Below are 23,741 nucleotides of genomic sequence, written 5' to 3' on the forward strand. Positions count from 1 at the left end.
AGTGAATGCGCTACCTCCCATACTGCTATCTATCGTAGCGAAAGGTGGTTGTGTAGCGATCGGATACCGAGCCAAGCAGCAAGAGCTGCGAGGGCGGTAGAAGAGAAGATGATTCCCATCCCAATGATCGATGGTTGGCTTCCCGCGTTAACTGCATCGATAAAATCGGTGAGCATTATCTGCCAGGTAAATGTTCCATCTGATAATTTGATACTCCCTGGAATGAGTAGCATGGCAGGCAAGCTTGTTACTTGATAGAGGATGTAGTAGACGACTAAGCCAATTGCTGGCGCAGTAAAACCGTGCCGGATGTATTTATCTTGTGCGCAGTAGCTTATTGTTCCAGCTACGCCGATGATGACGTTGATACAGTTCAGCAACATTGCAATAAGCCCGATGATTATCAACGCCGAAGGCGTTGCAGAAATAAGATCGTATGCTGAGTTCAGAGAATCTCTGAGAGACATCTTGATCTGCCAACCATTTGCGATGACATAGATCAATATGCTGATTGCGCTCACAATCAAGGAGACGATTAGTGTACATAAAGCATAGAGAACTTTTGCCCAAAACAGCTGTGCGGCTGTGGCTGGTATTTGGTGCGTAAAGTACCCGGTATCGGTGTACATTGATGTCCAGTAATGTACTGCAACCATAAGTAAAGTCAGCGTCGGAGCTGCGATGGCACCAATAAAAATGACGAGTTGAGCAACTGTGCTGATGGCTGGTATTCCGGTAGCGGTGATACCTAGTGAAACGAGGGCACTGAGCAGGACGATTCCTAGTAAAGACACAATCTTCCGGCTTTGATCTAGATGCTCTTGATAGAAAAGTTTGGACATCATAGTAAGGTTCCTTTCCGGCAGATCTGATCAAGTGACATGTTGTATTGTTCGCGAAGGTCGTCGATCAGGTCGTAACAGACAAGCTTTCCGTTGTTGAGGATCACGACGTCGTCGAGAATCGGTTCGACGTCGGCAACGAGATGTGTTGAGATGAAGAGGAGAGCGTCGTCGTCAAAGTTGCGCAAAATTCCTTCCAGAATAGTGGCGCGAGTGGCTGGATCAACTCCAGAGATGGGCTCGTCGAGTAAATATACGTGAGCTTTACGGGCCATAACCAGCGATATCTGGACTTTTTCTCCCATGCCTTTAGACATTTCTTTCAATGTTCGATTGAACGGTAGCTGAAAGAACTCCATCATGTCGTGAGCTTTGTGCGCATCGAAATCAGCGAAGAACCGCTGATAGAGATCGATGGCTTGGGGGATTGTCAGTGTCTGGTTGAGAAAGCCTGTTGCTGGGAGAAAAGCAACGTGAGGCTTTGTGTGTATTCCGGGTTTGTGTCCGTTGATTGTTACGCTTCCGTCCCAGTCAGAAAGGACGCCTGCCAGTATTTTAAAAAGAGTTGTTTTTCCAGAACCATTGTTTCCAATCAGGCCGGTTATTTTGCCTCCAGTCAGATCTAACGATAGATCGTTGATTGCGCGGTTACGGCCAAATTTTTTGGTCACGTGGGATATCTGGATCAGCGGATTGCTATGCTCCATAGTGTCCTCCTGTTACGACGACGAGCTAGCCCAGCGCTCACGTATCAATGCCACTGTTTCGTCAAGTGACAAGCCCAGTGCGCTAACGGCATCGATATGGGCGTCTGTTGCTTGAGACGCTAGATCCTGCTGGGTGTCATTGATAAGTGCTCGGTCGGTGGTAACGAATCGGCCTTGGGTGCGTTCGGCAACCGTGAGACCAGATGCGTCAAGCTGACTGAGTGCTCGTTGGATGGTATTCGGGTTGACCCCGGTAGTGAGCGCAAGTTCGCGCACGCTAGGGATTTTGGATCCAGCAGTCCATTCACCAGTCACAATATTGCGACTGAATGTCTCAACAAGCTGGATCCAGATGGGGCGGGAGTCGTCGACTGACATAGCCACCTCTCTGTATTGCTGTATTAATACAGTAATACACTCTCATGTATCGGGAGCTGTGTCAACCTCTTAGTGCACTAAAGCTCTAGCCCAGAAAGTGTGGGCATTCTGGGCTAGAGCTTTATGGAGCGGAATGGAGTACGTTACTAAGCCCGACGTTTCCTGACGATAAGTGTTCCGGCGCTGACTAGAGCTGCTGCTAGCCCGGTAACTACTAATAGATTAAATGGGATACCGGTTTTAGCTAGTTGTTGTGGAGAACGCTTACTCACAGCCTGTTTATCTTGCTTATCGCTCGATAATAGCTCATGGCGTGAATGTGATTGCGGCTTGTTGTTTGATTGCTGCTGATTTGGCTGTTGTTGTGGTTGTGCAGCAGGTGGTGCTGTTGGAAAACGCAGCTGAGCCCAAACGAGCCGATGATCACTGGTAGGGAATGGGTAAAGGCCGGTTAGTCGGAACAACGCATCATCTCGTTTTGGCCAAAAAACATGCGCTTCTTCGACGGTTGTTCCCGCATTTGGCAGAACATAATCTACGCGCAAATTTCCTGGATGACCGTTATCGTTAAAATCTGCCGTGTCATATTTTGGATCGCTCCTGTGGGATATGTTCACTCCAGCCTGGAGAGCTGACTCAGTTGCGCCGCCATCAGAAGTTGGTTGGGTGTCGACAATTCGTGGGTTATCGAGAAGCTGTGCGATAGCTCCCGGCCACGAATTTCCATCATATGGATCGGAGTTGTGGTCCCCAAGAATAACAAAGTTGGCATCTAAATCAAGGCCTCCATGCACGCCGTTATCGTCGTACAGGTAATCTGCTTTTCCAGAAACATAGTCTGCCCACATGCGAATCTCATCAAAATTGCGACGAGAGTTACGGCGCTCGGGGCCTTTCCCATCTATCGGTGGAGTAGGGTGATCGGCCAAAACGTGAATTGTTGTTCCATCAACATCAACTGGGATATCAGCGTGCGTTTTTGACGATAAGGGGAACTTCGATAAAACCTCATCGCTGTACCACGATGTCCCGTCCTCATTTTCTGGAAGAAGTGCGTGTGGCATGTCTTTCCACAAAAAGTGCTGGAATGTTCTAACTTGTTCGGTCTTGATAGGGTACTTTGAGTACACAACTAGACCGTATTGCCCAGGAAACTTTCCATATCCCCAACCATCGTCAGGATCGTCAGTCTTGCCGTTGTTGTTGAGATCGTAACCGCTTGACACGCCGGTATTGACTGGACCAGTCCATGCATATGGATACTGTACCGGGATAGATCCATTTATCGAAACTTCTAAGTAGTTCTCTCTAAAAAGATTCACTGCGCGATGATCAGCGTCATAGTCAAATTCATTAATTAAAATGATGTCCGGGTTAACGTGTTGTATAGTTTCGGCAGCATTATTGGCTTGCTGATTACCTGGTGTAGCGAGGTCTTGCAGTAGTTCTCCTGCGCTATCGCGGTTCAAACTTGCATTGAACGTCGCAATTTTTAGGCTGTGCGTCGCATCTTCGGCAGCACTAGCTGGGGACGCTGAAAGAGACAAGGCTAATGCACTGACGGATGCGGTTATCAGGCGATGTTTTTTCATCTTTATCCTTTATTTAGGTGGTATTAATGAGTAGGTTTGGTGACCCACGCATGCACTTTCTCGTCAGAAATAGTGACAAGGACTAGTACTACGAGTGCAATCATTGCAAGTCTGCCACCTTCTATTCTTGGGGAAGTAGTGGCAACAAAGAGTAAAGAAAAGCTGAGTGTCGCCGAGTATCCCATAAGGATCAGCCACGCCCATCGTTTGCGTCGGAATGTGCACAAGAGAACGGGAATTAAAGCGCATGCAATGGCTATCTCGCTCCATGAGATTGAGTTGTTGTCGTAGGCCATTAGTGCCGCGTTTGTGAATAATAGTGTGACAAGCACTGTAGAGAACCAGAGCGGGGTCGGCGGAATGGAATGTGAATGCGGTAGTTGCGGGGCTGGGGTATATCGGGCGCGTTGCGCAGCTCCCGAGACATCGACTATCGGTAGGTGGCCGTCTGTTTCTACAAGATCGCCGCCACCGTTCCATGATTGGTAGGCAGCGGAAAAATTCTCGACGACGTCGACAGTGTTTTCCGGATCTGTAAAGCGTAGCGTGTTAATGACGTAGTCTCGCTCAGCGTCTATGTCGGCATCTATTTTGTGTGTTACTTGCAGGGTGAAAACATTTATTCCAACTGCTCGGTCATAGGTTGCTGCAGCAACCCACGACACCTTCTGCCCGCCAGGTAGCTGCCAACCCTCTGGAACGTGCCAGAAGCGGATGTGATGGCGTTTGGTAGCGTTGCCACCAACTTCTTGTTGGAAAGCGAAAGTCTGCTTTCTGCCAAATAGTCTCAGGTCTGAGACGGGAGCAGAAGGATATGGCTGGCGCCGAAGAGTGGAGATAATCATGCGAATTCCAGACCTAATCTTGAGGGGATCGGCTTCAACCCAACCAGCTTGAGATAGCGCAGATTTGAGGTCATCTACATCGCCGTTAAAAGCCAAGTTAATAGGATCTCCCAAAACGCCGTCGTTCGTACGGGTGCGGCCGATGAAGTAATCCGGAACGTACAGGTATGTAAATATTTGGTGAAGGCGCGGCAGAACCAAGTAAGTAAGTCCTGCCCAAAAAACAATGAGGTTAATCAACCATGAACCTTGACGGATGCGAAATGCGATGAGGATGATGAGCCAAGCTGCACATAAAAGTGCGAAAACAAAGAATACGCCACCAAGTATTTGGCTAACGGACCGCTGTGTACTGGTAGCTGATTGAATATCGCGTGACGAATAGACCGGGGCTGTAGTGGGTATCGGGTAGCGGTGCGGTGAATTCATCGGCGTGTCCTCTCGTAACAAGTGGTCTCCATATTAATCCGTATTTGTTATCTACGTGATGAGGTGTACAGAAAGTTTGAGGGAGCGAACTTGTAAGGTTCGACTAACCGAAACTAAAATAATGGGTATGACAATTAAGAAGTTCACGCGCATTATTCCAGCACTCGTGGCGAGTTGCGCGCTCGCACTAGCCGGGTGTTCATCCTCCGAAAAGCCAGCGACTGAAGACAAGTCAACGGCTTCATCAGCTGAAGAGTCAACATCCGATAAGCCGGTTGTTTTGACCACGTTCACTGTTATTGCGGATATGGCAAGCCAAGTTGTCGGTGACAAAATGACCGTTCTGTCTATCACTGAACCAGATGCTGAGATTCATGATTACCAGCCAACGCCTGCTGATATTAAGAAGGCAGAAGGTGCTGACGTTATTTTGAACAACGGTCTTGGTCTTGAGCGTTGGTTCGAACGGTTCGTTGCTGATGTTAAGGCACCACACTTCGATCTCTCGGAAGGTGTCGAACCAATCGCCATTGAAGAAGGCGAATACGAAGGCAAGCCAAATCCACACGCATGGATGTCTCCAGACGCTGGTCAGATTTACGTAGATAATATCGTCAAAGCTGTGTCCTCGATCGATAAAGAAAATGCGGATTTCTACAAAGCTAATGGTGAAAAGTACAAGAAAGAAATCGCTGGCGTGAAGGAAAAGATGGAATCCGAACTCAAGTCGATTCCAACCGAACATCGTGCGCTCGTGACCTGTGAAGGTGCTTTCTCTTACCTTGCTCGCGATATGAAACTGACCGAAAAGTACCTGTGGGGTGTTAACGCAGAAGGTGCACTAACCCCGCAGCGTATGAGCGATGTCGAAAACTTTGTGAAGGATTCCAAGGTTCCAGCTATTTTCTGTGAATCAACTGTTGACAATAAGATGAAGCCAGTTGTGGAAGCAACCGGTACACCATTTGGTGGAGTTCTCTATGTTGATTCCCTTTCTGAAGCAGATGGCGACGTTCCAACCTACCTCGATTTGCTTCGCTATGACGCTGAAACAATCACCAAGGGCCTCACTGGCAAGGTGAAGTGAGGCGTAGCGCTTAAGCCACATTTCAGTGGCCGGAACGTGAGTGCCAGATCTCGCGTTTCGGCCACTGATTTTTGTTGATGATTCTAGGCAAACTCAACAAACTTCGGCATGGCAAAGTGTTCGGCTTTGCCACAAGGAATCCTAAACCTTGAGTGCGCTAAACTTGGAAGCGTTGTCGGCAAGAAGTCGAGGAGGGAATTGGTTATGAAGACAAAATTAGATCCGCAATCATCGGTGCTCGATGTCCGTGATCTGCACGTGTCATATGGGGACGTACATGCGCTTACTGGAGTTGATTTCGCTATCGGTAGTGGAAAAATTTGCGCGATTGTAGGGATGAATGGTTCTGGAAAGTCCACGTTTTTCAAATCAATTATGGGTCTGGTGAATTATCAACAGGGCACTATCACTATCGCTCATTCCTCCTCGCTTATTGCACGTAAAGCCGGCAAAGTTGGATACGTTCCGCAAAATGAAGAGATTGATACTCGCTTTCCCCTCTCTGTCTATGATGTTGTTATGATGGGTCGCTACGGGCTTATGGGGCCGCGACGCAAGCCTCTAGACGCAGATAAGACGGCGGTCGCAAACGCCCTTGACGTTGTTGGCCTTACCGGACTGGAGAATCGCCCTATCGGTGCGTTATCGGGTGGACAGCGGAAACGTGTATTTGTTGCTCGAGCTGTGGCTCAAGGCGCCGAACTGATGCTTCTCGATGAACCATTTGCTGGTGTCGATTTCACATCTGCAGCGGTTATCACTGAATTACTTCAACGGTTAGCAGATCGCGGTACTACGTTGCTTGTCTCTACCCATGATCTGTCAACAATTCCGGACTTTGCTGACGAAGTTGCGCTTCTTAATCGGCAAATAGTGGGCCGTGGGGATCCACAAGAAACGTTGCGTACCGATAATCTTCGTCGTGCGTTCACTGCGCCGGCGGGCTACTACACCGAGAAGGAGGCAACGAAATGAATTGGCTATGGTTTTATAACACCTTCATCGAAATGTGGACCCACACATTCATGGTTCGTGGATTTGCGGTGACGCTCCTAGCTGCTTCTGTGTGTGCGTTACTCTCGTGTTGGCTAGTCCTAGTGGGATGGTCGTTGATGGGCGATGCACTTTCGCACGCAGTCGTTCCCGGAATCGTCTTGGCATACATTCTGGGCGCCCCTTTTTCCATTGGAGCATTCATTGCTGCCCTCATCTGCGTGGCATTAATTGCGGTAATTCGCAACGGCTCAGGTCTAAAAGAAGATACGGTGATGGGCGTTGTATTTACGACGATGCTTGCCCTCGGCCTTGTTCTCATTTCCGTATTCCCCAGCCACATTAACCTCCAGCACGTCATTTTTGGCGATTTGCTTGGAATAACACACGCTGACTTGCTCCAAGTGGTTGTGCTTGCACCGCTGGCAGCAGCGATCGTGATTATCAAGCGCAAAGATCTAACGCTATTCGCATTCGACCCAGTGCACGCAAGTGCTATCGGACTATCAACCAAACGGCTCTCCGCCTTGTTGTTGACGTGTCTTGCCATGACAGTTGTGGTGGCTATGCAGGCAGTAGGCGCTATTTTGATTGTGGCTTTGTTGATTATCCCCGGAGCAATTGCCTTCCTTATGACTGAGTCTTTCAATCGAATGTTATGGATCGCGCCATTAATGTCTGCATTGAGTGTGACAGTAGGGATTTACGCCTCATACTGGTACAACATGGCTTCAGGAGCAACAGTTGTGCTGGTTCATGGAATTGTTTTTGCTATTGTTTATATTTTCTCATCGCGCGGTTTAGATATTACGCGGCGTGTGGGCAATCTTAGGGCTTCCCGTTCCATTCAGAAATAAAATCGACGACGAACGAGCGCATGCGTTCGTTTCGTAGCTCACCGATGCGTTGAGCCACTGGAGTGTTAAGAGAGTCAGTGAGCCGGAAGAGCTTTTCGTAAAAGTGATTGATAACAGTGTTGTGCACACGATACTGAGTCTCGTCATTGAGATCTCGCGGTGGACGCGCTGGATCGTAGAGCGGATCGCCGAATTTTCCGCCATAATAGAACGCGCGGGCGATTCCTATTGCACCGATAGCATCGAGACGATCTGCGTCTTGGACAATCTGGCCATTGATATTTAATGGTTGGTGAGCAGTCAGATTTTTAGCGAATGACATGTGGTCGATAATCTCGAAGATCTCGGCTATTTGGCTATCGCTCAGCTGTTGACTATGTAGAAAATCGGTGAGGTCCTGACGTGCACGCGCCGGATCAGAAACGACTTTCGGATCGATCATGTCATGAACGTATGCACTCATCAGAATAACATCGGTATCAACCGGCTCGTCGGTATCAGCGATAATGCGCTGGCACAGGCTGACAACACGGTCAATGTGATCCATGCCGTGACCGGAGCTGTCTTGTTGATAGACGCGAGCAACACTGGAACGAACAGTGTCCCAGTTAATGTTAGACATAATCTTCCTTAATCGTGTAGTAAATCAAACGAACGGGTTCCAGAATCTGCCGCCGTTAACCCGGTTCAGCCATATCGTGAGTAGCACAAGTGCAACGCTTCCTATAACGATGAGCCAGTCTTCTGATTTCATCTGCCGGCGTGCCCACCATGTTCGCCCTTTTCTGCTGCCAAACCCGCGCAGTTCCATTGCTGCTGAGGTGGTTTCGATTCGGTCGAGCGACCCAAAGAGCAGCGGCATAAGAACTGCAAGCAGGTTCTTTGCGCGTACCCGCATCGGAGCCTTGTGTGAGACATCTAAACCGCGGGCCTGCTGGGCGGTAGATATTGTTTCATAGTCACGTTGTACATCTGGAATATAGCGCAAGGCGAGTGAAATAGAATAAGCGAACCGGTAAGGAATACCGAGTGCGTTGAGTGAAGCGGCACATTCTGGCGGTGGAGTAGTGGTGATGAACAAGAGAACGCCGGGCAACACTGCAAAGTACTTCAAGGTCACAAGGCTTTGATAATAGAGTTGCTCCCAGGTCAAAACCCATCGCCCAGAACCCGTCAGAATAATATGTTCAGTGCCAAACAGCGATACGCCATATCGAGGCGCGAACACAAAAATCAGGAGATTATTGAGCACCATAAAAGTGCCAATAATAATGAGGACAACTTTCAGATCACGTAACCGGATCCGCGATACTGTCCACAGCACGATGGACATGAGTGATAGCCCGATGAGGAGCCGGGCATCAAAGGTCAACATAGCTGAAACCACCAGCGCAATAACGAGCACAAGTTTTGCGGTCCCGGTGAGTCGGTGTAGCCAGCTAGGGCGGTCAATGTATCCGAGAACTGCTTTAGCCACGCGCTGTGCCTCCTGTTTCTGCCGTGTCATGGGGATGCGGCATACGCCGGCGAGCTATCCGGTCAACGTTGACAAATGCTTGTGCCAGCGCGCTAGCATCGTCATATCCAACTAGCTGTGATAGCCCGTAAAGACCGGTGGTAACAATATCTGCTTTCCTAGCGATATCAGAATCAGTGAGGACATGAGCAGGTGCGTCGTCGGCGATGATTTTACCGTCAGCCATTGCAACAACGCGTGAGGTGTATTCCAACGCTACGTGCATATCGTGGGTAATAAGAATAACAGTTGTACCACGGGTATTGAGGTCACTCAAGAAGTCCATGAATTCGGTGTAGTGGGCGAAGTCTTGTCCAGCAGTAGGTTCGTCAAGTATTAGGACGTCGGGCTTTATCACTAAAATGGCAGCAATGGTGACACGCTTCTTTTGACCATGGCTTAGAGCCGAAATAGGCCAGTTGCGGTATGGCCACAACCCACAAATCTTTAAGACGTCGTTGCGGCGTTGTTCGCATTCGCTGTCAATTATTCCGGCAGCGCGTAAGCCAAGTTCCACTTCTTCAATAATCGTTGGCCGGGACAGCATATGGCCAGGTTCTTGCAGGACGAAGCCAACATGCCGGCCACGTTCTGCGATCGTCCAGCTGGTGCTATCTGCACCGGCTATCATAACTCGCCCCGAATCAACTGGTAAGAATCCGCAGATGGCTTTGGCTAGAGTGGATTTTCCAGCTCCGTTAGAGCCAACAATTGCCATCATCGATCCGCGCTGGATCTGAGTTGAGATATGCGACAGCACCTGGTTAGGGGAGTCATCTCCCGGGTAGGACACCGATACGTCTGTTACCGCGAGTGCCGGTGTTTCGTCCCAGACCGGCTGAGGCGCGGCAGTTGAGTTGCGGGTGGCCCATTCTCGGATGGCGTGGACGTCGTCGTCGCTCAGCTTAAGTGTCCCTAACGACGCCGGATGCATGTCTGGACGGACCTGCACCCCAGCATATTTCAATGCCGAAATATGTAAAGGCGGCCGTATCCCGTGTTCTTCTAACAACGACGTAGAAAGAAGCTCATCTGGAGTAGCGATGGTGACGATTCGGCCTCCATCCATTAAAACAATCCGATCAACTGGCCGATGCAGAACATCTTCGAGGCGATGTTCCACAATCACAATCGTCTTGCCATGCATCGTGTTGAGATCGTTGATTAAATCGATACTGGAGCGGCCCGAAGCCGGGTCAAGCATGGCTAATGGTTCATCGAACAACAGAATATCGACGTCGTCAACTAGAACGCCAGCCATCGCCACACGCTGTTTTTGGCCACCAGACAATTCGTGCGGTGCATGGTCGAGGAAATCTTCCATCCCCACAATCCGAGCGGTTTCTAGGACGCGATCGGGCATCTGATGGGTCGGAATTTCTTGGTTTTCAAGGGAGAAGGCGATATCGTCGGCAACCGTCAAGCCAACGAACTGACCGGTGGTATCTTGTAAAACAGTACCGACTCGTTGCGAAATTTTTACCAGCGGTACCGTGCGCGGGTCTAGCCCAGCAACGGAAATATCGCCAGTGACGGTGCCGGAAAAATAATGCGGGATGAGCCCGTTCATCAACCGTAAAAGAGTAGACTTTCCTGACCCAGATGCTCCCACGATCGCGATCTTTTCGCCTGGGAAAAGATCGAGCGATATATCAGCTAACGTGGGCTCTTTTTGTGCGCGGTATTGAAACGATACATTGCGCAACGAAATAAGCGGCTGGATCAGGAAAGTCATTATCCGTCTTTTCTTATGCTTCGGTGCTCAAAGAACCAGTCTGAGTGCGGGTCTTTGAATAAGCGATCAAGATGAGCGTACCGATAACACAGGTGGTAATCGAGTTGGAGACAAACGCAGTTGCACCCTGCAAGAACACCTTGTTAGCTGGCTCAGCATAAATGAGAATATCGCCTAGTGGAGCAACCAATGCCCAGGCTAGTACATTGGCAATAACTGCGCCGATATTGAAGCGAACAATTGTTTTGGTAGGGAATAAGCCTTCGTAGACGGTGTTGCCGAGCATGATAGCTCCGATAATTAGTCCGACGACGGCGGAGGAAATTTCCCACGATGCCCAGATGCCATAGCCGGTAGCGTCGATCAGCACATGGCCGATGCCGCCGATGAGTGCGCCGGCGACCGGGCCAAACAAGACCGCGAAAACAGCGAGAACTGCGTACTGCAACGCGATAGCAACGTTAGGAATAGGGGTTGGGATCGCCGCGAAGCGGCCCAGAACGAAGAACAGAGCTGCACCGATACCGATAGCAACAACCTGCACCACAGGTGACATTTTCTTAGACATACTTATCCTTTCGTGTCCCTTATATATCATAAGGGGCTAGTGATACCTGCCAGGATGTACCGGTACCGATATTGAATGCGTGAGCATAGGACCCACGGTTGATGGCAATGGCCATTCGATCGAGCGAGTTGACGTAGAGGAGAGAGTCGCCAACTTCTACCGAGGCGAACGATGGCACGTACACCATGTGGTTGGAGTGAACCTGACGACCTTGGTTAAAGACGCGCAACTTAAAACGTTGGTTGAAACCGTCTGCCATTTCTAGGAATAATGTGCGTGGAATGGATGTCCACAGTGAGCCGTAACGGACATCATGAGCTTCGATGATTCCGCGGATCTCGCCGTCGGCAAACACGGGCTCTTCGTAATCCAGGGCGACGAGAGCATCGAGGGGAACCCGTGGTCCGACGTCGTCAAACGAAATAATCCCGGCTGCTAAACGCGCGCCGGTAAAAGCATAAATATCGCGACCATGGAACGTATAAGAGGCCTCGGAACCGGCGCGGCGGTTTACTGTCTCGTCAATCGTACGAATCTCAGTGATCCCGAAAATTGCGTTGACGTGGGTAAGGGTTCCGTTGTTCGGTGTCACAATATAGTGGCCGGTTTTGGTTTTGGCGACGACGGAGAGTCGGTCCGAACCGACGCCCGGATCAACCACAGAAACGAACACGGTGTCCGCCGGCCAGTAGTCGATAGTTTGGGCTAAGCGATATGAGCCTTCCCAAATATCGTATGGTGGAATATTGTGGGTGAGGTTATAGATGTGAAGGTTTGGGCTGGTAGCGACGGCCACGCCATACATGGCACTGACTGCGCCGTCGTCAAGACCGAAATCTGACTGCAAAACAAGGTTGTCCATACAAACAATTATCGCTGTAAACCACTGAAACTGCAGGCGGTCTTAGCATACGAAATATGGCGTCTCACTCATCGCTAAGCTCAGAGCGCGACAACTATTCGTAACCAGCCTGCGCTCGCGTATAGTATGTGTTGAATAGTTGCGGTTACAGGCCGTCCTAGCACAAATGTTGAAGGTAACACAATGACTGAGAACTCTCGCTTTGAATTGAATAAACAGCTCGCACAGATGCTTAAAGGTGGCGTTATTATGGACGTTACGAATGCTGAGCAGGCCCGGATTGCGGAAGAAGCAGGCGCTAGTGCGGTGATGGCTCTCGAACGCATCCCAGCAGATATTCGTGCAGCTGGTGGTGTTTCTCGAATGAGTGATCCGCGGTTGATTAAAGAAATTCAGAATGCGGTCTCGATTCCAGTCATGGCAAAGGTCCGTATTGGACATTTCGTTGAGGCCCAGATTTTGCAGGCGCTGGAGATCGATTATATCGATGAGTCTGAAGTTCTTTCGCCGGCAGATAACGTCTTCCACATTAACAAGACTGATTTTGATGTGCCGTTCGTGTGTGGTGCGAAGGATTTGGGTGAAGCGCTACGCCGTATTGCTGAGGGCGCGTCGATGATTCGTACCAAGGGTGAGCCAGGAACTGGTGATGTGGTACAGGCGGTTACCCATATGCGCCTGATTCAGTCCCAGATGCGTAAGGTCCAGAGCTTGCGCGCCGATGAACTGTTTGAAGAGGCTAAGCAACTGGCAGTCCCGGTAGAGCTTTTGCGTTACGTGCATGAGAATGGCAAGTTGCCGGTCGTGAATTTTGCTGCTGGCGGTGTAGCGACGCCGGCTGATGCGGCATTGATGATGCAGCTCGGCGCTGAAGGCGTGTTCGTCGGTTCGGGTATCTTCAAGTCGGGCGATCCGGCTAAGCGCGCGCAGGCGATTGTTAAGTCAGTGACCAATTTCGAAGATGCCAAGCTGATTGCTGAACTTTCCGAAGATCTCGGTGAGGCCATGGTTGGCATCAACGAGTCGGAAATCGATCTGCTCATGGCTGAGCGCGGCAAGTGACATTGAAGGAATCCAGAAAATAATGGCAAAAACTGTTGGTGTACTAGCTGTCCAAGGTGCATTTATTGAGCATCGCCGGCGTTTAGAGCAGCTTGGAATAACGGCTGTGGAATTGCGCAATGGGGAGGACGCTCGCCGCGATCTTGACGGTCTTGTATTGCCAGGTGGCGAGAGCACAGTACAAAGTAAACTTTTGCGCGAGCTTGATATGTTCGATCCGCTTATGCAGAAGTTGGCCGATGGTTTGCCAGTGTTTGGTACCTGTGCTGGGCTAATTCTTTTAGCCCAGCAGGTTGCCAATGGTCCAGTTGCTGGGGCAGAGCATGCGGCACCGACGTCGTCCCACGTTGCGGTAGCTGGGTTTTCTACTATGCCAGTAACCGTTGTTCGCAATGCGTATGGACGCCAGCTCGGCAGTTTCCATATCGCTGACGGGCAGTTCTTCGAGGGAGAACCTAGTGTTGCCGGCGAGGATCCGGCCCAGATCCCGATGACGTTCATTCGAGCCCCACATATTGCTGAGCTGGGTGACGGTGTTGACGTACTGGCGGCATTGCCAGATGGTGCTCCGGTGGCAGTTACCTATCGCAACCAAATTGGTGCGACCTTCCATCCGGAGCTCGACGACGATATGAGTATCTACAATACGTTTGCGCGGATGCTCTAAGGAGCTATTGCATTTTAGTTTGAATAGATTGAATCGCATCGGCCTATCGAAAAGATTTCAATTGTAATCGTTGTGTCTTCAACGAATGCCAATATGCGGTACGAGCCGACGCGATAGCGCCATTCTCCAGATCTATTAGCTGTCAGCCCTTTGCCGAAAGCACGTGGATCGCTACATCCTTCAAGGTGGTTCTTTATCCATGTTGCGAGTATTTTTGCATCGAAGCGATCCATCTTTTTAAGCTGTTTACGTGCTCGTGTAGTGAGAAATACTCGATACGTATGTGGCGAGGTACTCATCTCCAGGAAAGTTCTTCTAAAACCTCGTCGATAGTAAAGCGCTCGCCAGTGTCATGAGCAAGAGCATGATGTAATTCGTCGAGATCATAGGAATCTTCAATTTTTTCCAGAATTGCTTGGCGGGCAAAATCGGATATTGTTAATCCTTCAAATTTGGCAAATTTCCGGATCAGTTCGGCATCGCTGTCATTCATACGTAGCGTCATTGTGGGCATAGGTACTCCTCAGATCCTTATGATGAATACAATGTATTCATCATAAGGATCTGAGGCAAACAAGCCAAAAGAATTAGCCTATGACTCAGGGGAAAAGATGTCCTCAATCCTTTGATTGAATACACGAGCAATATCGAAAGCAAGTGGAAGTGATGGGTCGAAGTGTCCTTTTTCGATAGAGATAATCGTTTGACGGCTCACGCTTAGTTGTTGTGCGAGATATTCCTGAGACCAGCCGTTTTCTTTGCGTAGCTTCGGGAGCGAATTCTTCATTGTAGTGTTCGCTTGCGGTTGATGACATAACTGATTACGTAGGCGCACACGCCAAGGATAAAGAAGATGACAAAGCAGATGCTAATAGCGTTTTGGTGGTAAAAAGCGGCGATTGCTGAGCCCCAGCTACTACCAATGAGCATAGTGAAGAATCCAGCTGATACGGCCCTAGCATGCCAGGTGTTTTCAATGCTCGCTTCTGGTTTTGCGATGGCGCCAGCAATGGTTGTGCGATCGACGATGAGAACCCAGATAAGCCCAGTAAACAGAAAGCCGGTCATTGCCGAGAATATGGCGGCATACAGCCATACATGGTCCGTGTCGGAACGTAAATAGGCCGAGATTATCCCAACAACTGTTCCCACTAACAGGCCTAGCGGCAGAGCAATGACCAGTGCAGGCAGTCGCTTACGTTTGGTGTATCCCCATATAGATATGTGAGGTTGTGACATAGTTGATTCCTTTCCCTTATGTAAAGCAGACTTTACATGCGAGAGGAAATAGTGTCAAGTATGTTTGACATATGGTGGAAGCATTCTCTTGTCACTATCGTTGCGGTAATAATTGTTTTTGCTGATGCGTTCCTTTTTCGCAAGCATGAAGAGGGGCGATGAAAATAAAGTTTGGGCAAACTTTGACGGACGGCATAAAGAGGTGAGCTACGGCTAAAATGAGCTGATTAGCTTGGTCTTTCCCGCTCACAGATCGGCACACGTGCGGTAGTGATTTATCCCTGACTTAACCAGTTCCGGCAGTTAATTATCAAAGTTCATTTACTTTTTGTAACCGAATAATCACGTACAAGGAGGTAGAGGAAGCAAAGAGCGATAAGTCCCGCTCTTGATGTGGAATCATTTCTGATAATTAGGATTCCCAATGAACTTGTAATATAAACGACCGCGTAAATGATAGCTATGGGTTGATGGCCAATTTGTTTTTTGATGATATATGCACCAAGCCATATGAGTATCAAGGTTTCGGCAATAATCGGAAATGAAAATATATCCGTGAACGTCAAGTTATATGCAAAGAACACTAGCATATGCGTCCAGAATAATTCCGGAAATCCTTCTTTTAAAAAGGTAATGAGATTGCTGAGCAAAAGTTATCGTCCTTCGATCTCTACACGCAGTGGAGGGATTCCCCATTGGGAATAGAAAGTAATTCCTTTCCCTTGGTGGATCGCCCCAACTACCCTAAGCGCGACATTGGTAAAGAATGACCCTCCAAGGACAGCTGTAGCAATTCCAGCTACCGTTCCAAGAGGACCTGCAATTGAAGTAACTAGTGGCCAAACGGTAGCCACTGCTGCTGGTCCACCTTCTGCAGCTGTAGCAAGGAAAGCGAAGGTGCCTGTCTTGAGGTCATAATTTGAAATATGGAACAGTCTCGCTCGATTAGCAGTAGCCGTTTCATTTCTTTGTGTGATGTTAACAGATCGCACGGCTCCATCTGCGAACGAGTGAAGAAGTTGAATCTCAGATGGGGTAAACCCATACTTTTCAATCAGCACCTTATCCGGAACCACAATCTTGAATTTTCCGCCAGCAACGATGGATTTTTGAATGCTGAGCTTGAGTTAGCGATCTTTTGAGCGAGTTCCAACGCGTCTTTTTCAGTCAGCGAAATACCATTAGGGTTTGGCTCATTAACTTTAACAATTGGCGATGTTGCAACCGGAAATTCATTATTGAATTGTCCAGCAATCCCTACACTCCCTAGTGCAAGAGATCCACTGACGATCATAGCCAAAAACGTTTTATTCATCTATGTAAACTCTCCCGTCTACACTATTGATCTGAATAATATAACTCTAGTCCTGCAATAGTATCGCTGTAAATGGCAATTTCCATTTTTATTTAGGATTATTTTTAGGAGTTTGGATTTGAAGTGTCTTGAGTTCTTAGCTCTAGGTGACTTGAGTACTGTCTATTGATACCCTGTGTGTGGCTAGGGAGAATGGATAAATGGTGCAAACGTTTAGTAAGCCCCTCCAGCGTCCTAAAATATTTCGTAGCCCACTCAAATTCCGCGAATTCGGGTCATGTTTGCATGCCACAATTTTTCCAAGTAATTCGCAAATCCAGTCGGCACACTGGATTGTTTGATGTAAATGGCTGTCAAACTTCATTGGAGATTCTTACAGATATGATGCGTCCTGATCTGAAAACATAAAAGAGGTAGCTCTCGGATAGACTTCTATATTGGGTTGAAAATTATCGCATATTGTTTGCGGGAATTATAAACCCATCTAAACCAAAAACAGGATGGGTTTTATAACGGGAATGAGATCGGCTCGCATAGGAGCCATTATGGCCAAATTCAACAAAATAGCCGATGTGCACAATAGATACCATCCTATAAAACACGAAAGTGTTGTTAGCGTCATCCCAGTCGTTCGTTAAGAGTCAACGAAATTAACTGAGATGCTTGTTCGCTGTTCGCATCTTCGATATGCTTACGTTATGGAAAAAATGGAGAATTTGGAAAACAACACTAACGCCCTGGAAATGCAGTCACGGAAAGACGGTCGCGTGAGTAATCTGTGGCTCTTCCTTGGCATGGGGGTCGGCGCGATCCTCGGGCTAGCAGCTTATGTTCAGCACTGGATTAGCTAGATATCAGTAGCCGATTTCCATACAAAAGACAGATAAGCAAAGCATGGGTCATGCTCAATGATGAGTCTTACCCAGGCTTCACTATGTATTCTTCAGATTGTTGAGCTTGGCTGTGTACTCGCTCGATCGGCCGGATCATCAGGAATACTAATCTTCCACGTGATAATCGGTTTTCCAGTTGGCTGCGCTGATCCGTCGGCTGGTTCAATCGTAACGAAGACGTCGTCGCCATCTTCTGGCATGGCATCAATAAACGAGAATGGGCCAGTTTTGTTCGGTTCGTACATTCCAGCTTTGCGGATGTTACCAGCGTGGCGTACCCACACCGCTAAGCTCTGACCTGCGGGAGCTTGTAATTCTACCGGCATCGTTACCGCGGCCATCTCCATATCGTGTGACCAGGTCAAAGTCACCACGTGACCATCTGGCATCGTGTCAGCAACCCGTACCACATCTTGGGCTTGATTGAGTTGCGCATAATGACTGGTGTATTCCATCGAATCCATGACGCTCCAACGGCCGACACCAACTCCGGCAGCTACCAGTACCACGGCCGCCGCCATCTGGGAAACTGCACGCACAACTCGCAGTTTTCGTGGCTTGAGTTCGACGACGTTACCATCGGTCGTTGTTGACTCCGGTGATCGTGATTCTTGTGGCAGGTGGGCAATCGTCTCCAACAAATGCTCGCGCACGGCAGGAGAAGGGGCAACAGGTGTCAAACTCGTGCCTAGTGTCCCCGCAATATCGTCGGGGAAGGTGAGATCGTCGTCGCTCATCGTTCCTGCTCCATAAATCTTTTCATTTTAGCTAATCCGTCTCTGATCCGAGTTTTTACTGTTCCAAGTGGAACACGTTGATGGTTGGCAATTTCACGGTGTGTTAATCCGGTGAAAAACGCAAGTTTGATAGTGGAAGAATGCGGTTCACCTACGAAGTCAAGCATCCGGCGAACCTGTTCCGATTCGAGGCGTTGTTCCACGCTTTCAAGCGTGTGATCGTAGTCGATATCGGTTGCCACATAGGCAGTGTCGCGCTCGCGGCTGGCCTGAGAAGACCGCACTCGATCTATCGCCCGCCGGCGCGCAAGTGTTACCAGCCACCCGCGGGCTGTGCCGCGGGCGCTGGCGAACTGTGGCGCTTTTTGCCACACTTCTAAAAACACTTCCTGTAACACTTCTTCCGATTGGGAGTGGTCACGCAAAATCTGGCGGATCAGCGCCAAAACCTTGCCACTCCAACGATCGTAGAAAGTCGCGAAAGCTTGGCGGTCGCCGTCAGCGATGCGTCCGAGCAGGACATCGTCAAGATCTGATGGTTCAGGTATCACGGCTTTATCGTACGGGGTTTGAGCCAAGATTGTCACTGCGTCTCACCCGAAAGTGAACGAGTACAATTCCACACCTGGTGAGACAGTGAGTTCTACTATTCCTGAAGACCCCGGGGTAGTGCTGACAATTTCTTGAGCGTTAGGCACGCCAGAGATCTTCATGGTTGATTCTTTCCCATCGTTATTCCACGTGATAGTTCCTTCGCCAGAAGCTACCAAGTAGACGTGTGCGCCACGCCAAGAAAGACGCAACTTACCGTCAGCACTAACTGGAGTAATCGATTGCGGGCTAACCTTCCAGGTTCCGTTCAGCGCAAAGGTATCTGGCTTGAGTGACTCTGGAAAAGAGGCGTCGATGGTGCCGTTCGATAATGATCCGCCAGCGTAGCGTTCGGCACGCGCAGAACCGAGATATGTTTCGGGAGTACGCGGAGCGCGAGCCGAAGCGTCGTCATCGGCATCAGAGAAAATTGGCTCGGGAAGGGTGACGTTCGGGTTGGCTTCACGCAAGAGGTCACGGATATGACGTTCGGTGGTTGCCTCGCCGCCTTCGCCATATTTGATTGCGCGTAGCTGGCCGGTTGCGTCAGCAAGGTAATGGGCTGGCCAGTAGTGGTTGTCAAAGTTTTGCCAGGTTACAAGATTTGAATCGACAGCAATCGGGTAAGTGATACCAAGTTTATCTCCACCAGCTTTAACATTCTCTGGAACTTTTTCGAAGGCGTACTCTGGTGAATGAACACCAATGACCTGCAGACCGGAATCCTTATAAGTTTCGTAGAGTTTTTCGATTCCAGGAATTGAACGCTGGCAGTTGATGCACGAGTAGGCCCAAAAATCGACGAGGGTAACTTTCTTCGCGCGGTCTGCTTCGGTCAGTGGCTGATTATCGGGAGTGTTGTACCAGGCGACTGCGCCACTGATTTCGGGGAGTTGACCACAGTTGGCGAGTTCCGTTGCACCGTCGACGCAAGGACCCGACTGCTGGGTGGGGTAAAGCGACTCAGTGCTCTTTTGTAACGATGACGTCCAGTCCGGTAGTGCGCGTTGAATCTTAGCCGGAACATCGAAAACAATGCCTAGGGCTAGACCGATCATGGCAATACCGGCGATGCTACGGATAAGTTGTTGCCGAGTGCGGAAGGTGCTAATACGTTCGGTGAGTTTTTGTCCTGAGAGGGCAAAGAAGAGGAGCGGAATTGCGGTTCCGATACCGAAGGACACTGCGAGAGCAACGGTGTCAGCACCGATCTTTCCGGTTGTTCCGGCGACTGAGACAGCAGCTAGCACTGGTCCAGCACATGGAACGTAGGCGGCTCCAAGGACAACCCCGAGCCAGAAACCATTTGACGATGTAGAGTTTCCGGTTTTAGCGAAACGTGAGAATGGCTTTTCGAGCAGTTCCATGAGCCGGGGCACGAGCATCGCGATACCAATAAGCAGGAGCATAACAACGCCGGCCCAGCGGATAAAATCTTGCGGAAGATTTAAGAGCGTGAGCAGAGCTGAGCCAAACAGGGTAAAGGTGGTAAAACTGAGTACCAATCCACCGACGACGGCGTAGGGACGCCATTTGGAGACTGGCTTCATAGCCTTAGCAGTTACGCTTGAAGTAGCTGAAGCACTATTGAGGGAAATAAGATTTCCGGACAATAATCCGGGAGCTGTGCTCGACTTGGTTGTTTGTGCTCCTTGAGCGCCGGATAGGAATATGACGGGGAGTACCGGCAAAATACAGGGTGATATTCCGGTGATAAATCCGCCAAGGAGACCGATTAATACTAGAGACATAATGTGAAGTCCTTTCATCAAGTTCTATGAGTAGTTCGCAGCGGTAGCGATTTTGGATTGTTTTCGTTGCAGATTTACTATGTGGGTCAGGTCACCTAAACTAATCCAATCCGTATGGTCACTGGCGTCGAACTAGTTATGAAAGATCACTGAGGCATCCGCCTCGCAATATAAGGAGAACTTTATGAATATTCGTCGAATCACCGCTGGTGCTGTTGTTGGTTTACTGTCTGTCGCCGGTCTTGCCGCTTGCAATTCTGATGCTGATAATAAAATGGATGACGGCAAGATGGATGATAAGCAGATGTCAGAAACCAAGATGGAAAACGACAAGATGTCGGATGACAAAATGAGTGACGACAAGATGAGCGATGACAAGATGTCTGATGGCGAGAAGATGTCGGATGACAAAATGAGTGACGACAAGATGAGCGATGACAAGATGTCTGATGGTGAGAAGATGTCGGATGACAAAATGAGTGACGACAAAATGTCAGACGATAAGATGAGCGACGATAAGAAGTAAGTCGCTACGTAACGCTGTCATACATAAGGCGAGAGCCTCCAGTTCGGAGAGGCTCTCGCCTTATTTTGTAGTCAATTGCTATCGAGAAGTGTTAAGGATTTCGCGCCCACGTGCCACGAGAGGAGCGATGGCTGTTCGATCGGTATGGTCGTACCCCTCGGCGATATGATCGGCGACTGCAACCGCCCACTCGCCACGGCTACGATACTTTTGGATACGTTTAGCAAAGGTCTTTAGTAGCCCTTTTTCGATTGGGTTTAAGCCTTCGTATCGTACCCCACCTTCTAGATAGAAGTAGGCATAGTCGCCGCGGGCAAGCTCAACTCGGTTAAACGTCCGTGACGCAGATCGATAATCGCGATCTGGGTGTTGCGGTGTTCCACCATTTGCCCACACGATTGTTTTCTTCGATGTCGCTATTCCAGCTTGTTTAATGAGTTTACGGAACTTACTGAATTTACGAATGACTCCCATCCGGACACCAGCTCCGTAAACAATAAGATCATAGCTAGCTAGTTTTATTTGGCCCTGCTTGATAAGCGGAATGAGTTCTTCGATTTGGTAAAGGTCTGCATCTAAATCCTCAGCAATCCACTGGGCGTAGGTGCGGGCGAATCCGGTAACAGTGGAGTAGATGACTATCGTTCGTTTCATTTTTGCGACACTTTCACGTTTGGTGTTTGCTTTTTATGGCGATTAGCTTATGTTGACGTAGCTAATCGTAGTTGAAACTTAGCGACAGTTGGAAGTTAGGAGGGGCTTGGTAGCTATCGCGTAAAATGCGCCGTGATAGTTCCGGCCTGCGGATCTAAGGTAACTTCACCCCCGTATGGCAGAACAGCTTGCGGGCGCGTATGCCCAAAAGGGGCACCAATAACTACGAGTAAATCCTCACGATATGCTCCCACATGTGACAGTACATATTCCAGATAAGTTAAGCGTCGCGACTCTCGCACCTCATACGGTGCTGGAGCATCGCGGTCATCAACAACGGGCTGGGCAAACATTAATCCGGCAGCTGCACTTAAATATCCGCGTTCGCCAAAAGCCCGGATCCAGCGGCCAACATAATCTGGTGGCGGCATAATCTCCGATGTTTCTAGCAACAGGATTTTACCTTCTAGCTCATCCGCAGCAGGCAACCGTCCAGCCATAGCCAGTTGATCGAGTACCTCAAAGCAACCGCCCCACGTCGCCCCGCGGACTATTTGTTCACTGCCGATAAACTCCACTGGCATCGCGGGCTCGCGGATAACTCCATCGGTGAGTGCTCGCGGATCAGACCAGTCCACCCCATAATCTTCAGACTCGGTGACTGCCGGTAGAACGACGTCGTCGCCAAACAAGGCTCCACGCAACGTCATGAGGTGTATCGGATCGATGCCAGGCCCAGAGCCAAGATGTACTTGAGTGGCGCCGCCGTGGAAACTAGCCACCCCATTTCGCCATAGCCAATTCAAGATATTTGTATTATCGGAATAGCCGAAAAATGGTTTCGGATCGCGGCGAATAACCTCGGAGTTAAGAAGTGAGGTTAACTGAATCTGATCATCCCCGCCGACGGTCGTAAAAATCGCTCGAATATCTGGATCTGCAAAAGCGGTGTTAACGTCAGCTGCGCGCTCGGCAAGAGAAGCGCCCATAACGGTAGTAGTAGGAAAATCAACAGGAACTAGTTCGAGTTCAGTCTCTATCCGGCGCTTTGCTTGCTCGTGGATTTCGGGAAAATACGCGGGAGCTGCCCACGCGGGCGAAAGCAGCGCGACCTTATCGCCGGGATGAACAAGTGAAGGAACATGGAACGTTGATAGTTGAGTCATGTTTTTAGTCTAGCCCGTGAAGAAAGTGGCTTGTAAGATATGACTATGAATGATTTTTCTGCTCTGATCCAAGCTCGTCATACCGTCCGCGATTTCACTGATGCTCAGTTATCAGAGGAGACTGTGGCGCAGATCCTCGAAGATACGAGGTATGCGCCAAGCTGGTCAAACACTCGGGGGTATCGTATCGCGCTGGCAACCGGCGAGACGCGAGAAAAACTAGTTGCGGCTTATCTGCGCGAGTTTGATGCAATGGCTGTAGCGCAGAAGTCAAAAACTGCTCCCGATTGCGATGGGGATTACGATATCTTTGCCCGTTATCCAGATGAACTGCGTGCTCGCCAAGTTGAGGTAGGAATAGGGCTCTATCAGCATTTGGGGATTACTCGTGAGGATCGAGCTGGGCGAAACGCTCAGATGCGGAGAAACTTCGAAGCTTTCGGTGCGCCGGTGGTCGGGCTGGTGTTCATTCACCGTGATTTCTTGCCCTATTCGGCACTTGATGCCGGGCTCATGTTGCAAACGTTGTTTTTATCTGCCAGTGCCCATGGAATCGATTCGTGTCCGCTGGGAGTTCTAGCCGGGTGGCGCCGGCCAGCGAACGAGGTTTTCAACGTGCCAGCTGATTACGCGTTGGTGACCGGTTTCGCCCTAGGATATGGGACGGATGCGCCGATTAATGGTTTCCGTGCGGCGCACCCATCCGTGACTCTTATCGAGCCTAAGTAA

The 23,741-nt window shown here is 49.5% G+C and carries 29 protein-coding genes; 8 read left to right on the top strand and 21 right to left on the bottom strand.

Annotated elements, in window-relative coordinates:
- Positions 1-29: 29 nt before the first annotated feature.
- From BLT51_RS05235 to BLT51_RS05255, 5 genes are all read right to left on the bottom strand, one after another.
- Entirely contained in the window at positions 30-845 is an 816-nt protein-coding gene (locus BLT51_RS05235; protein WP_091280705.1) for a hypothetical protein, read from the bottom strand.
- The gene (locus BLT51_RS05240; RefSeq protein ID WP_091280707.1) at positions 842-1,549 is read right to left on the bottom strand and encodes an ABC transporter ATP-binding protein; all 708 of its coding nucleotides are present in this window, start codon (positions 1,547-1,549) and stop codon (positions 842-844) included. The genes BLT51_RS05235 and BLT51_RS05240 overlap by 4 nt, the downstream gene beginning before the upstream one ends.
- A 12-nt stretch (positions 1,550-1,561) precedes the next feature.
- The gene (locus BLT51_RS05245) at positions 1,562-1,927 is read right to left on the bottom strand and encodes a GntR family transcriptional regulator (protein ID WP_091280709.1); all 366 of its coding nucleotides are present in this window, start codon (positions 1,925-1,927) and stop codon (positions 1,562-1,564) included.
- 146 nt (positions 1,928-2,073) lie between these two features.
- On the bottom strand, positions 2,074-3,519 hold the full coding sequence (locus BLT51_RS05250; RefSeq protein WP_091280711.1) for an endonuclease/exonuclease/phosphatase family protein: 1,446 nt from the start codon (positions 3,517-3,519) through the stop codon (positions 2,074-2,076).
- Between the two features lie 23 nt (positions 3,520-3,542).
- The gene (locus tag BLT51_RS05255; protein ID WP_091280713.1) at positions 3,543-4,793 is read right to left on the bottom strand and encodes an LssY C-terminal domain-containing protein; all 1,251 of its coding nucleotides are present in this window, start codon (positions 4,791-4,793) and stop codon (positions 3,543-3,545) included.
- Positions 4,794-4,914: 121 nt separating this feature from the next.
- Between BLT51_RS05255 and BLT51_RS05260 the strand changes: the two genes are divergently transcribed.
- From BLT51_RS05260 to BLT51_RS05270, 3 genes are all read left to right on the top strand, one after another.
- Positions 4,915-5,880 (top strand): metal ABC transporter substrate-binding protein, encoded by a 966-nt coding sequence (locus BLT51_RS05260; RefSeq protein WP_091280715.1) that lies wholly within the window; start codon positions 4,915-4,917, stop codon positions 5,878-5,880.
- A gap of 204 nt (positions 5,881-6,084) precedes the next feature.
- Positions 6,085-6,855, top strand: coding sequence for a metal ABC transporter ATP-binding protein (locus BLT51_RS05265; RefSeq protein ID WP_091280718.1), 771 nt, complete (start codon positions 6,085-6,087; stop codon positions 6,853-6,855).
- Positions 6,852-7,730 carry a metal ABC transporter permease gene (locus BLT51_RS05270; RefSeq protein WP_091280719.1) on the top strand — a complete coding sequence of 293 codons (879 nt, stop codon included), beginning with the start codon at positions 6,852-6,854 and terminating at the stop codon, positions 7,728-7,730. Before BLT51_RS05265 ends, BLT51_RS05270 begins: the two co-directional genes overlap by 4 nt.
- On the opposite strand, the gene BLT51_RS05275 is transcribed toward BLT51_RS05270, so the two are convergent.
- The 5 genes from BLT51_RS05275 to BLT51_RS05295 are packed head-to-tail and all read right to left on the bottom strand — an operon-like array spanning position 7,702 to position 12,411.
- Positions 7,702-8,352, bottom strand: a complete 651-nt coding sequence (locus BLT51_RS05275; RefSeq protein ID WP_091280722.1) for an HD domain-containing protein — start codon at positions 8,350-8,352, stop codon at positions 7,702-7,704. The two genes, BLT51_RS05270 and BLT51_RS05275, sit on opposite strands and share 29 nt — an antisense overlap.
- Before the next feature lie 24 nt (positions 8,353-8,376).
- A complete protein-coding gene (locus tag BLT51_RS05280; RefSeq protein WP_091280724.1) occupies positions 8,377-9,207 on the bottom strand; it encodes an energy-coupling factor transporter transmembrane component T family protein in 831 nt (276 codons plus the stop codon).
- On the bottom strand, positions 9,200-10,981 hold the full coding sequence (locus BLT51_RS05285) for an ABC transporter ATP-binding protein (protein WP_091280727.1): 1,782 nt from the start codon (positions 10,979-10,981) through the stop codon (positions 9,200-9,202). Before BLT51_RS05285 ends, BLT51_RS05280 begins: the two co-directional genes overlap by 8 nt.
- A gap of 13 nt (positions 10,982-10,994) precedes the next feature.
- Entirely contained in the window at positions 10,995-11,549 is a 555-nt protein-coding gene (locus BLT51_RS05290; protein ID WP_091280732.1) for an ECF-type riboflavin transporter substrate-binding protein, read from the bottom strand.
- 19 nt (positions 11,550-11,568) lie between these two features.
- On the bottom strand, positions 11,569-12,411 hold the full coding sequence (locus BLT51_RS05295) for an SAM hydrolase/SAM-dependent halogenase family protein (RefSeq protein ID WP_091280735.1): 843 nt from the start codon (positions 12,409-12,411) through the stop codon (positions 11,569-11,571).
- 183 nt (positions 12,412-12,594) lie between these two features.
- Here BLT51_RS05295 and pdxS point away from each other — a divergent pair, with 183 nt between their 5' ends.
- Positions 12,595-13,473: a pyridoxal 5'-phosphate synthase lyase subunit PdxS gene (gene pdxS / locus BLT51_RS05300; protein WP_091280738.1), complete on the top strand. Its 879-nt coding sequence runs from the start codon at positions 12,595-12,597 to the stop codon at positions 13,471-13,473.
- A gap of 22 nt (positions 13,474-13,495) precedes the next feature.
- Positions 13,496-14,140: a pyridoxal 5'-phosphate synthase glutaminase subunit PdxT gene (gene pdxT / locus BLT51_RS05305; RefSeq protein WP_091280741.1), complete on the top strand. Its 645-nt coding sequence runs from the start codon at positions 13,496-13,498 to the stop codon at positions 14,138-14,140.
- A 14-nt stretch (positions 14,141-14,154) separates the two neighbouring features.
- On the opposite strand, the gene BLT51_RS05310 is transcribed toward pdxT, so the two are convergent.
- The 6 genes from BLT51_RS05310 to BLT51_RS05340 all read right to left on the bottom strand — a co-directional run bounded on the left by BLT51_RS05310 (position 14,155) and on the right by BLT51_RS05340 (position 16,694).
- Positions 14,155-14,439, bottom strand: a complete 285-nt coding sequence (locus BLT51_RS05310; protein ID WP_091280746.1) for a type II toxin-antitoxin system RelE family toxin — start codon at positions 14,437-14,439, stop codon at positions 14,155-14,157.
- Positions 14,436-14,654, bottom strand: a complete 219-nt coding sequence (gene relB, locus BLT51_RS05315; RefSeq protein ID WP_091280750.1) for a type II toxin-antitoxin system RelB family antitoxin — start codon at positions 14,652-14,654, stop codon at positions 14,436-14,438. The genes BLT51_RS05310 and relB overlap by 4 nt, the downstream gene beginning before the upstream one ends.
- A 78-nt stretch (positions 14,655-14,732) precedes the next feature.
- Positions 14,733-14,927: a helix-turn-helix transcriptional regulator gene (locus BLT51_RS05320; protein ID WP_091280754.1), complete on the bottom strand. Its 195-nt coding sequence runs from the start codon at positions 14,925-14,927 to the stop codon at positions 14,733-14,735.
- On the bottom strand, positions 14,924-15,379 hold the full coding sequence (locus tag BLT51_RS05325; RefSeq protein ID WP_091280757.1) for a hypothetical protein: 456 nt from the start codon (positions 15,377-15,379) through the stop codon (positions 14,924-14,926). The genes BLT51_RS05320 and BLT51_RS05325 overlap by 4 nt, the downstream gene beginning before the upstream one ends.
- A gap of 653 nt (positions 15,380-16,032) precedes the next feature.
- On the bottom strand, positions 16,033-16,455 hold the full coding sequence (locus BLT51_RS05335; protein WP_091280762.1) for a hypothetical protein: 423 nt from the start codon (positions 16,453-16,455) through the stop codon (positions 16,033-16,035).
- Positions 16,434-16,694, bottom strand: coding sequence for a hypothetical protein (locus BLT51_RS05340; RefSeq protein WP_091280763.1), 261 nt, complete (start codon positions 16,692-16,694; stop codon positions 16,434-16,436). The genes BLT51_RS05335 and BLT51_RS05340 overlap by 22 nt, the downstream gene beginning before the upstream one ends.
- A gap of 698 nt (positions 16,695-17,392) precedes the next feature.
- Here BLT51_RS05340 and BLT51_RS09095 point away from each other — a divergent pair.
- Complete coding sequence (locus BLT51_RS09095) at positions 17,393-17,545, top strand: hypothetical protein (protein WP_157672921.1); 153 nt, start codon at positions 17,393-17,395, stop codon at positions 17,543-17,545.
- 92 nt (positions 17,546-17,637) lie between these two features.
- Here BLT51_RS09095 and BLT51_RS05345 read toward each other — a convergent pair whose 3' ends face one another.
- Genes BLT51_RS05345 through BLT51_RS05355 form a run of 3 tightly spaced genes read right to left on the bottom strand, consistent with a single transcriptional unit; the run spans position 17,638 to position 20,666 of the window.
- Positions 17,638-18,324: an anti-sigma factor gene (locus tag BLT51_RS05345; protein WP_091280766.1), complete on the bottom strand. Its 687-nt coding sequence runs from the start codon at positions 18,322-18,324 to the stop codon at positions 17,638-17,640.
- On the bottom strand, positions 18,321-18,872 hold the full coding sequence (locus BLT51_RS05350; protein ID WP_407922106.1) for a sigma-70 family RNA polymerase sigma factor: 552 nt from the start codon (positions 18,870-18,872) through the stop codon (positions 18,321-18,323). Before BLT51_RS05350 ends, BLT51_RS05345 begins: the two co-directional genes overlap by 4 nt.
- A gap of 45 nt (positions 18,873-18,917) precedes the next feature.
- The gene (locus tag BLT51_RS05355) at positions 18,918-20,666 is read right to left on the bottom strand and encodes a cytochrome c biogenesis protein CcdA (protein ID WP_231943908.1); all 1,749 of its coding nucleotides are present in this window, start codon (positions 20,664-20,666) and stop codon (positions 18,918-18,920) included.
- A 184-nt stretch (positions 20,667-20,850) separates the two neighbouring features.
- Here BLT51_RS05355 and BLT51_RS05360 point away from each other — a divergent pair, with 184 nt between their 5' ends.
- Entirely contained in the window at positions 20,851-21,192 is a 342-nt protein-coding gene (locus BLT51_RS05360; protein ID WP_091280769.1) for a hypothetical protein, read from the top strand.
- Positions 21,193-21,270: 78 nt separating this feature from the next.
- On the opposite strand, the gene BLT51_RS05365 is transcribed toward BLT51_RS05360, so the two are convergent.
- Both BLT51_RS05365 and BLT51_RS05370 read right to left on the bottom strand, forming a co-directional pair.
- Positions 21,271-21,846 (bottom strand): flavodoxin domain-containing protein, encoded by a 576-nt coding sequence (locus BLT51_RS05365; protein WP_091280771.1) that lies wholly within the window; start codon positions 21,844-21,846, stop codon positions 21,271-21,273.
- 113 nt (positions 21,847-21,959) lie between these two features.
- Complete coding sequence (locus tag BLT51_RS05370; RefSeq protein ID WP_091280774.1) at positions 21,960-23,012, bottom strand: S66 family peptidase; 1,053 nt, start codon at positions 23,010-23,012, stop codon at positions 21,960-21,962.
- A gap of 39 nt (positions 23,013-23,051) precedes the next feature.
- Between BLT51_RS05370 and BLT51_RS05375 the strand changes: the two genes are divergently transcribed.
- On the top strand, positions 23,052-23,741 hold the full coding sequence (locus BLT51_RS05375; protein ID WP_091280777.1) for a nitroreductase family protein: 690 nt from the start codon (positions 23,052-23,054) through the stop codon (positions 23,739-23,741).

This window comes from Arcanobacterium phocae (assembly GCF_900105865.1).
GTDB classification, from domain to species: Bacteria; Actinomycetota; Actinomycetes; order Actinomycetales; family Actinomycetaceae; genus Arcanobacterium; species Arcanobacterium phocae.

Excerpts from the sequence above, each read along its gene's own strand:
- BLT51_RS05235 (WP_091280705.1), bottom strand. The coding sequence starts at position 845 with ATGATGTCCAAACTTTTCTATCAAGAGCATCTAGATCAAAGCCGGAAG.
- BLT51_RS05240 (WP_091280707.1), bottom strand. The coding sequence starts at position 1,549 with ATGGAGCATAGCAATCCGCTGATCCAGATATCCCACGTGACCAAAAAA.
- BLT51_RS05245 (WP_091280709.1), bottom strand. The coding sequence starts at position 1,927 with ATGTCAGTCGACGACTCCCGCCCCATCTGGATCCAGCTTGTTGAGACA.
- BLT51_RS05250 (WP_091280711.1), bottom strand. The coding sequence starts at position 3,519 with ATGAAAAAACATCGCCTGATAACCGCATCCGTCAGTGCATTAGCCTTG.
- BLT51_RS05255 (WP_091280713.1), bottom strand. The coding sequence starts at position 4,793 with ATGAATTCACCGCACCGCTACCCGATACCCACTACAGCCCCGGTCTAT.
- BLT51_RS05260 (WP_091280715.1), top strand. The coding sequence starts at position 4,915 with ATGGGTATGACAATTAAGAAGTTCACGCGCATTATTCCAGCACTCGTG.
- BLT51_RS05265 (WP_091280718.1), top strand. The coding sequence starts at position 6,085 with ATGAAGACAAAATTAGATCCGCAATCATCGGTGCTCGATGTCCGTGAT.
- BLT51_RS05270 (WP_091280719.1), top strand. The coding sequence starts at position 6,852 with ATGAATTGGCTATGGTTTTATAACACCTTCATCGAAATGTGGACCCAC.
- BLT51_RS05275 (WP_091280722.1), bottom strand. The coding sequence starts at position 8,352 with ATGTCTAACATTAACTGGGACACTGTTCGTTCCAGTGTTGCTCGCGTC.
- BLT51_RS05285 (WP_091280727.1), bottom strand. The coding sequence starts at position 10,981 with ATGACTTTCCTGATCCAGCCGCTTATTTCGTTGCGCAATGTATCGTTT.
- BLT51_RS05290 (WP_091280732.1), bottom strand. The coding sequence starts at position 11,549 with ATGTCTAAGAAAATGTCACCTGTGGTGCAGGTTGTTGCTATCGGTATC.
- BLT51_RS05295 (WP_091280735.1), bottom strand. The coding sequence starts at position 12,411 with ATGGACAACCTTGTTTTGCAGTCAGATTTCGGTCTTGACGACGGCGCA.
- pdxS (WP_091280738.1), top strand. The coding sequence starts at position 12,595 with ATGACTGAGAACTCTCGCTTTGAATTGAATAAACAGCTCGCACAGATG.
- pdxT (WP_091280741.1), top strand. The coding sequence starts at position 13,496 with ATGGCAAAAACTGTTGGTGTACTAGCTGTCCAAGGTGCATTTATTGAG.
- BLT51_RS05310 (WP_091280746.1), bottom strand. The coding sequence starts at position 14,439 with ATGAGTACCTCGCCACATACGTATCGAGTATTTCTCACTACACGAGCA.
- relB (WP_091280750.1), bottom strand. The coding sequence starts at position 14,654 with ATGCCCACAATGACGCTACGTATGAATGACAGCGATGCCGAACTGATC.
- BLT51_RS05320 (WP_091280754.1), bottom strand. The coding sequence starts at position 14,927 with ATGAAGAATTCGCTCCCGAAGCTACGCAAAGAAAACGGCTGGTCTCAG.
- BLT51_RS05325 (WP_091280757.1), bottom strand. The coding sequence starts at position 15,379 with ATGTCACAACCTCACATATCTATATGGGGATACACCAAACGTAAGCGA.
- BLT51_RS05340 (WP_091280763.1), bottom strand. The coding sequence starts at position 16,694 with ATGAATAAAACGTTTTTGGCTATGATCGTCAGTGGATCTCTTGCACTA.
- BLT51_RS09095 (WP_157672921.1), top strand. The coding sequence starts at position 17,393 with ATGGAAAAAATGGAGAATTTGGAAAACAACACTAACGCCCTGGAAATG.
- BLT51_RS05345 (WP_091280766.1), bottom strand. The coding sequence starts at position 18,324 with ATGAGCGACGACGATCTCACCTTCCCCGACGATATTGCGGGGACACTA.
- BLT51_RS05355 (WP_231943908.1), bottom strand. The coding sequence starts at position 20,666 with ATGTCTCTAGTATTAATCGGTCTCCTTGGCGGATTTATCACCGGAATA.
- BLT51_RS05360 (WP_091280769.1), top strand. The coding sequence starts at position 20,851 with ATGAATATTCGTCGAATCACCGCTGGTGCTGTTGTTGGTTTACTGTCT.
- BLT51_RS05365 (WP_091280771.1), bottom strand. The coding sequence starts at position 21,846 with ATGAAACGAACGATAGTCATCTACTCCACTGTTACCGGATTCGCCCGC.
- BLT51_RS05370 (WP_091280774.1), bottom strand. The coding sequence starts at position 23,012 with ATGACTCAACTATCAACGTTCCATGTTCCTTCACTTGTTCATCCCGGC.
- BLT51_RS05375 (WP_091280777.1), top strand. The coding sequence starts at position 23,052 with ATGACTATGAATGATTTTTCTGCTCTGATCCAAGCTCGTCATACCGTC.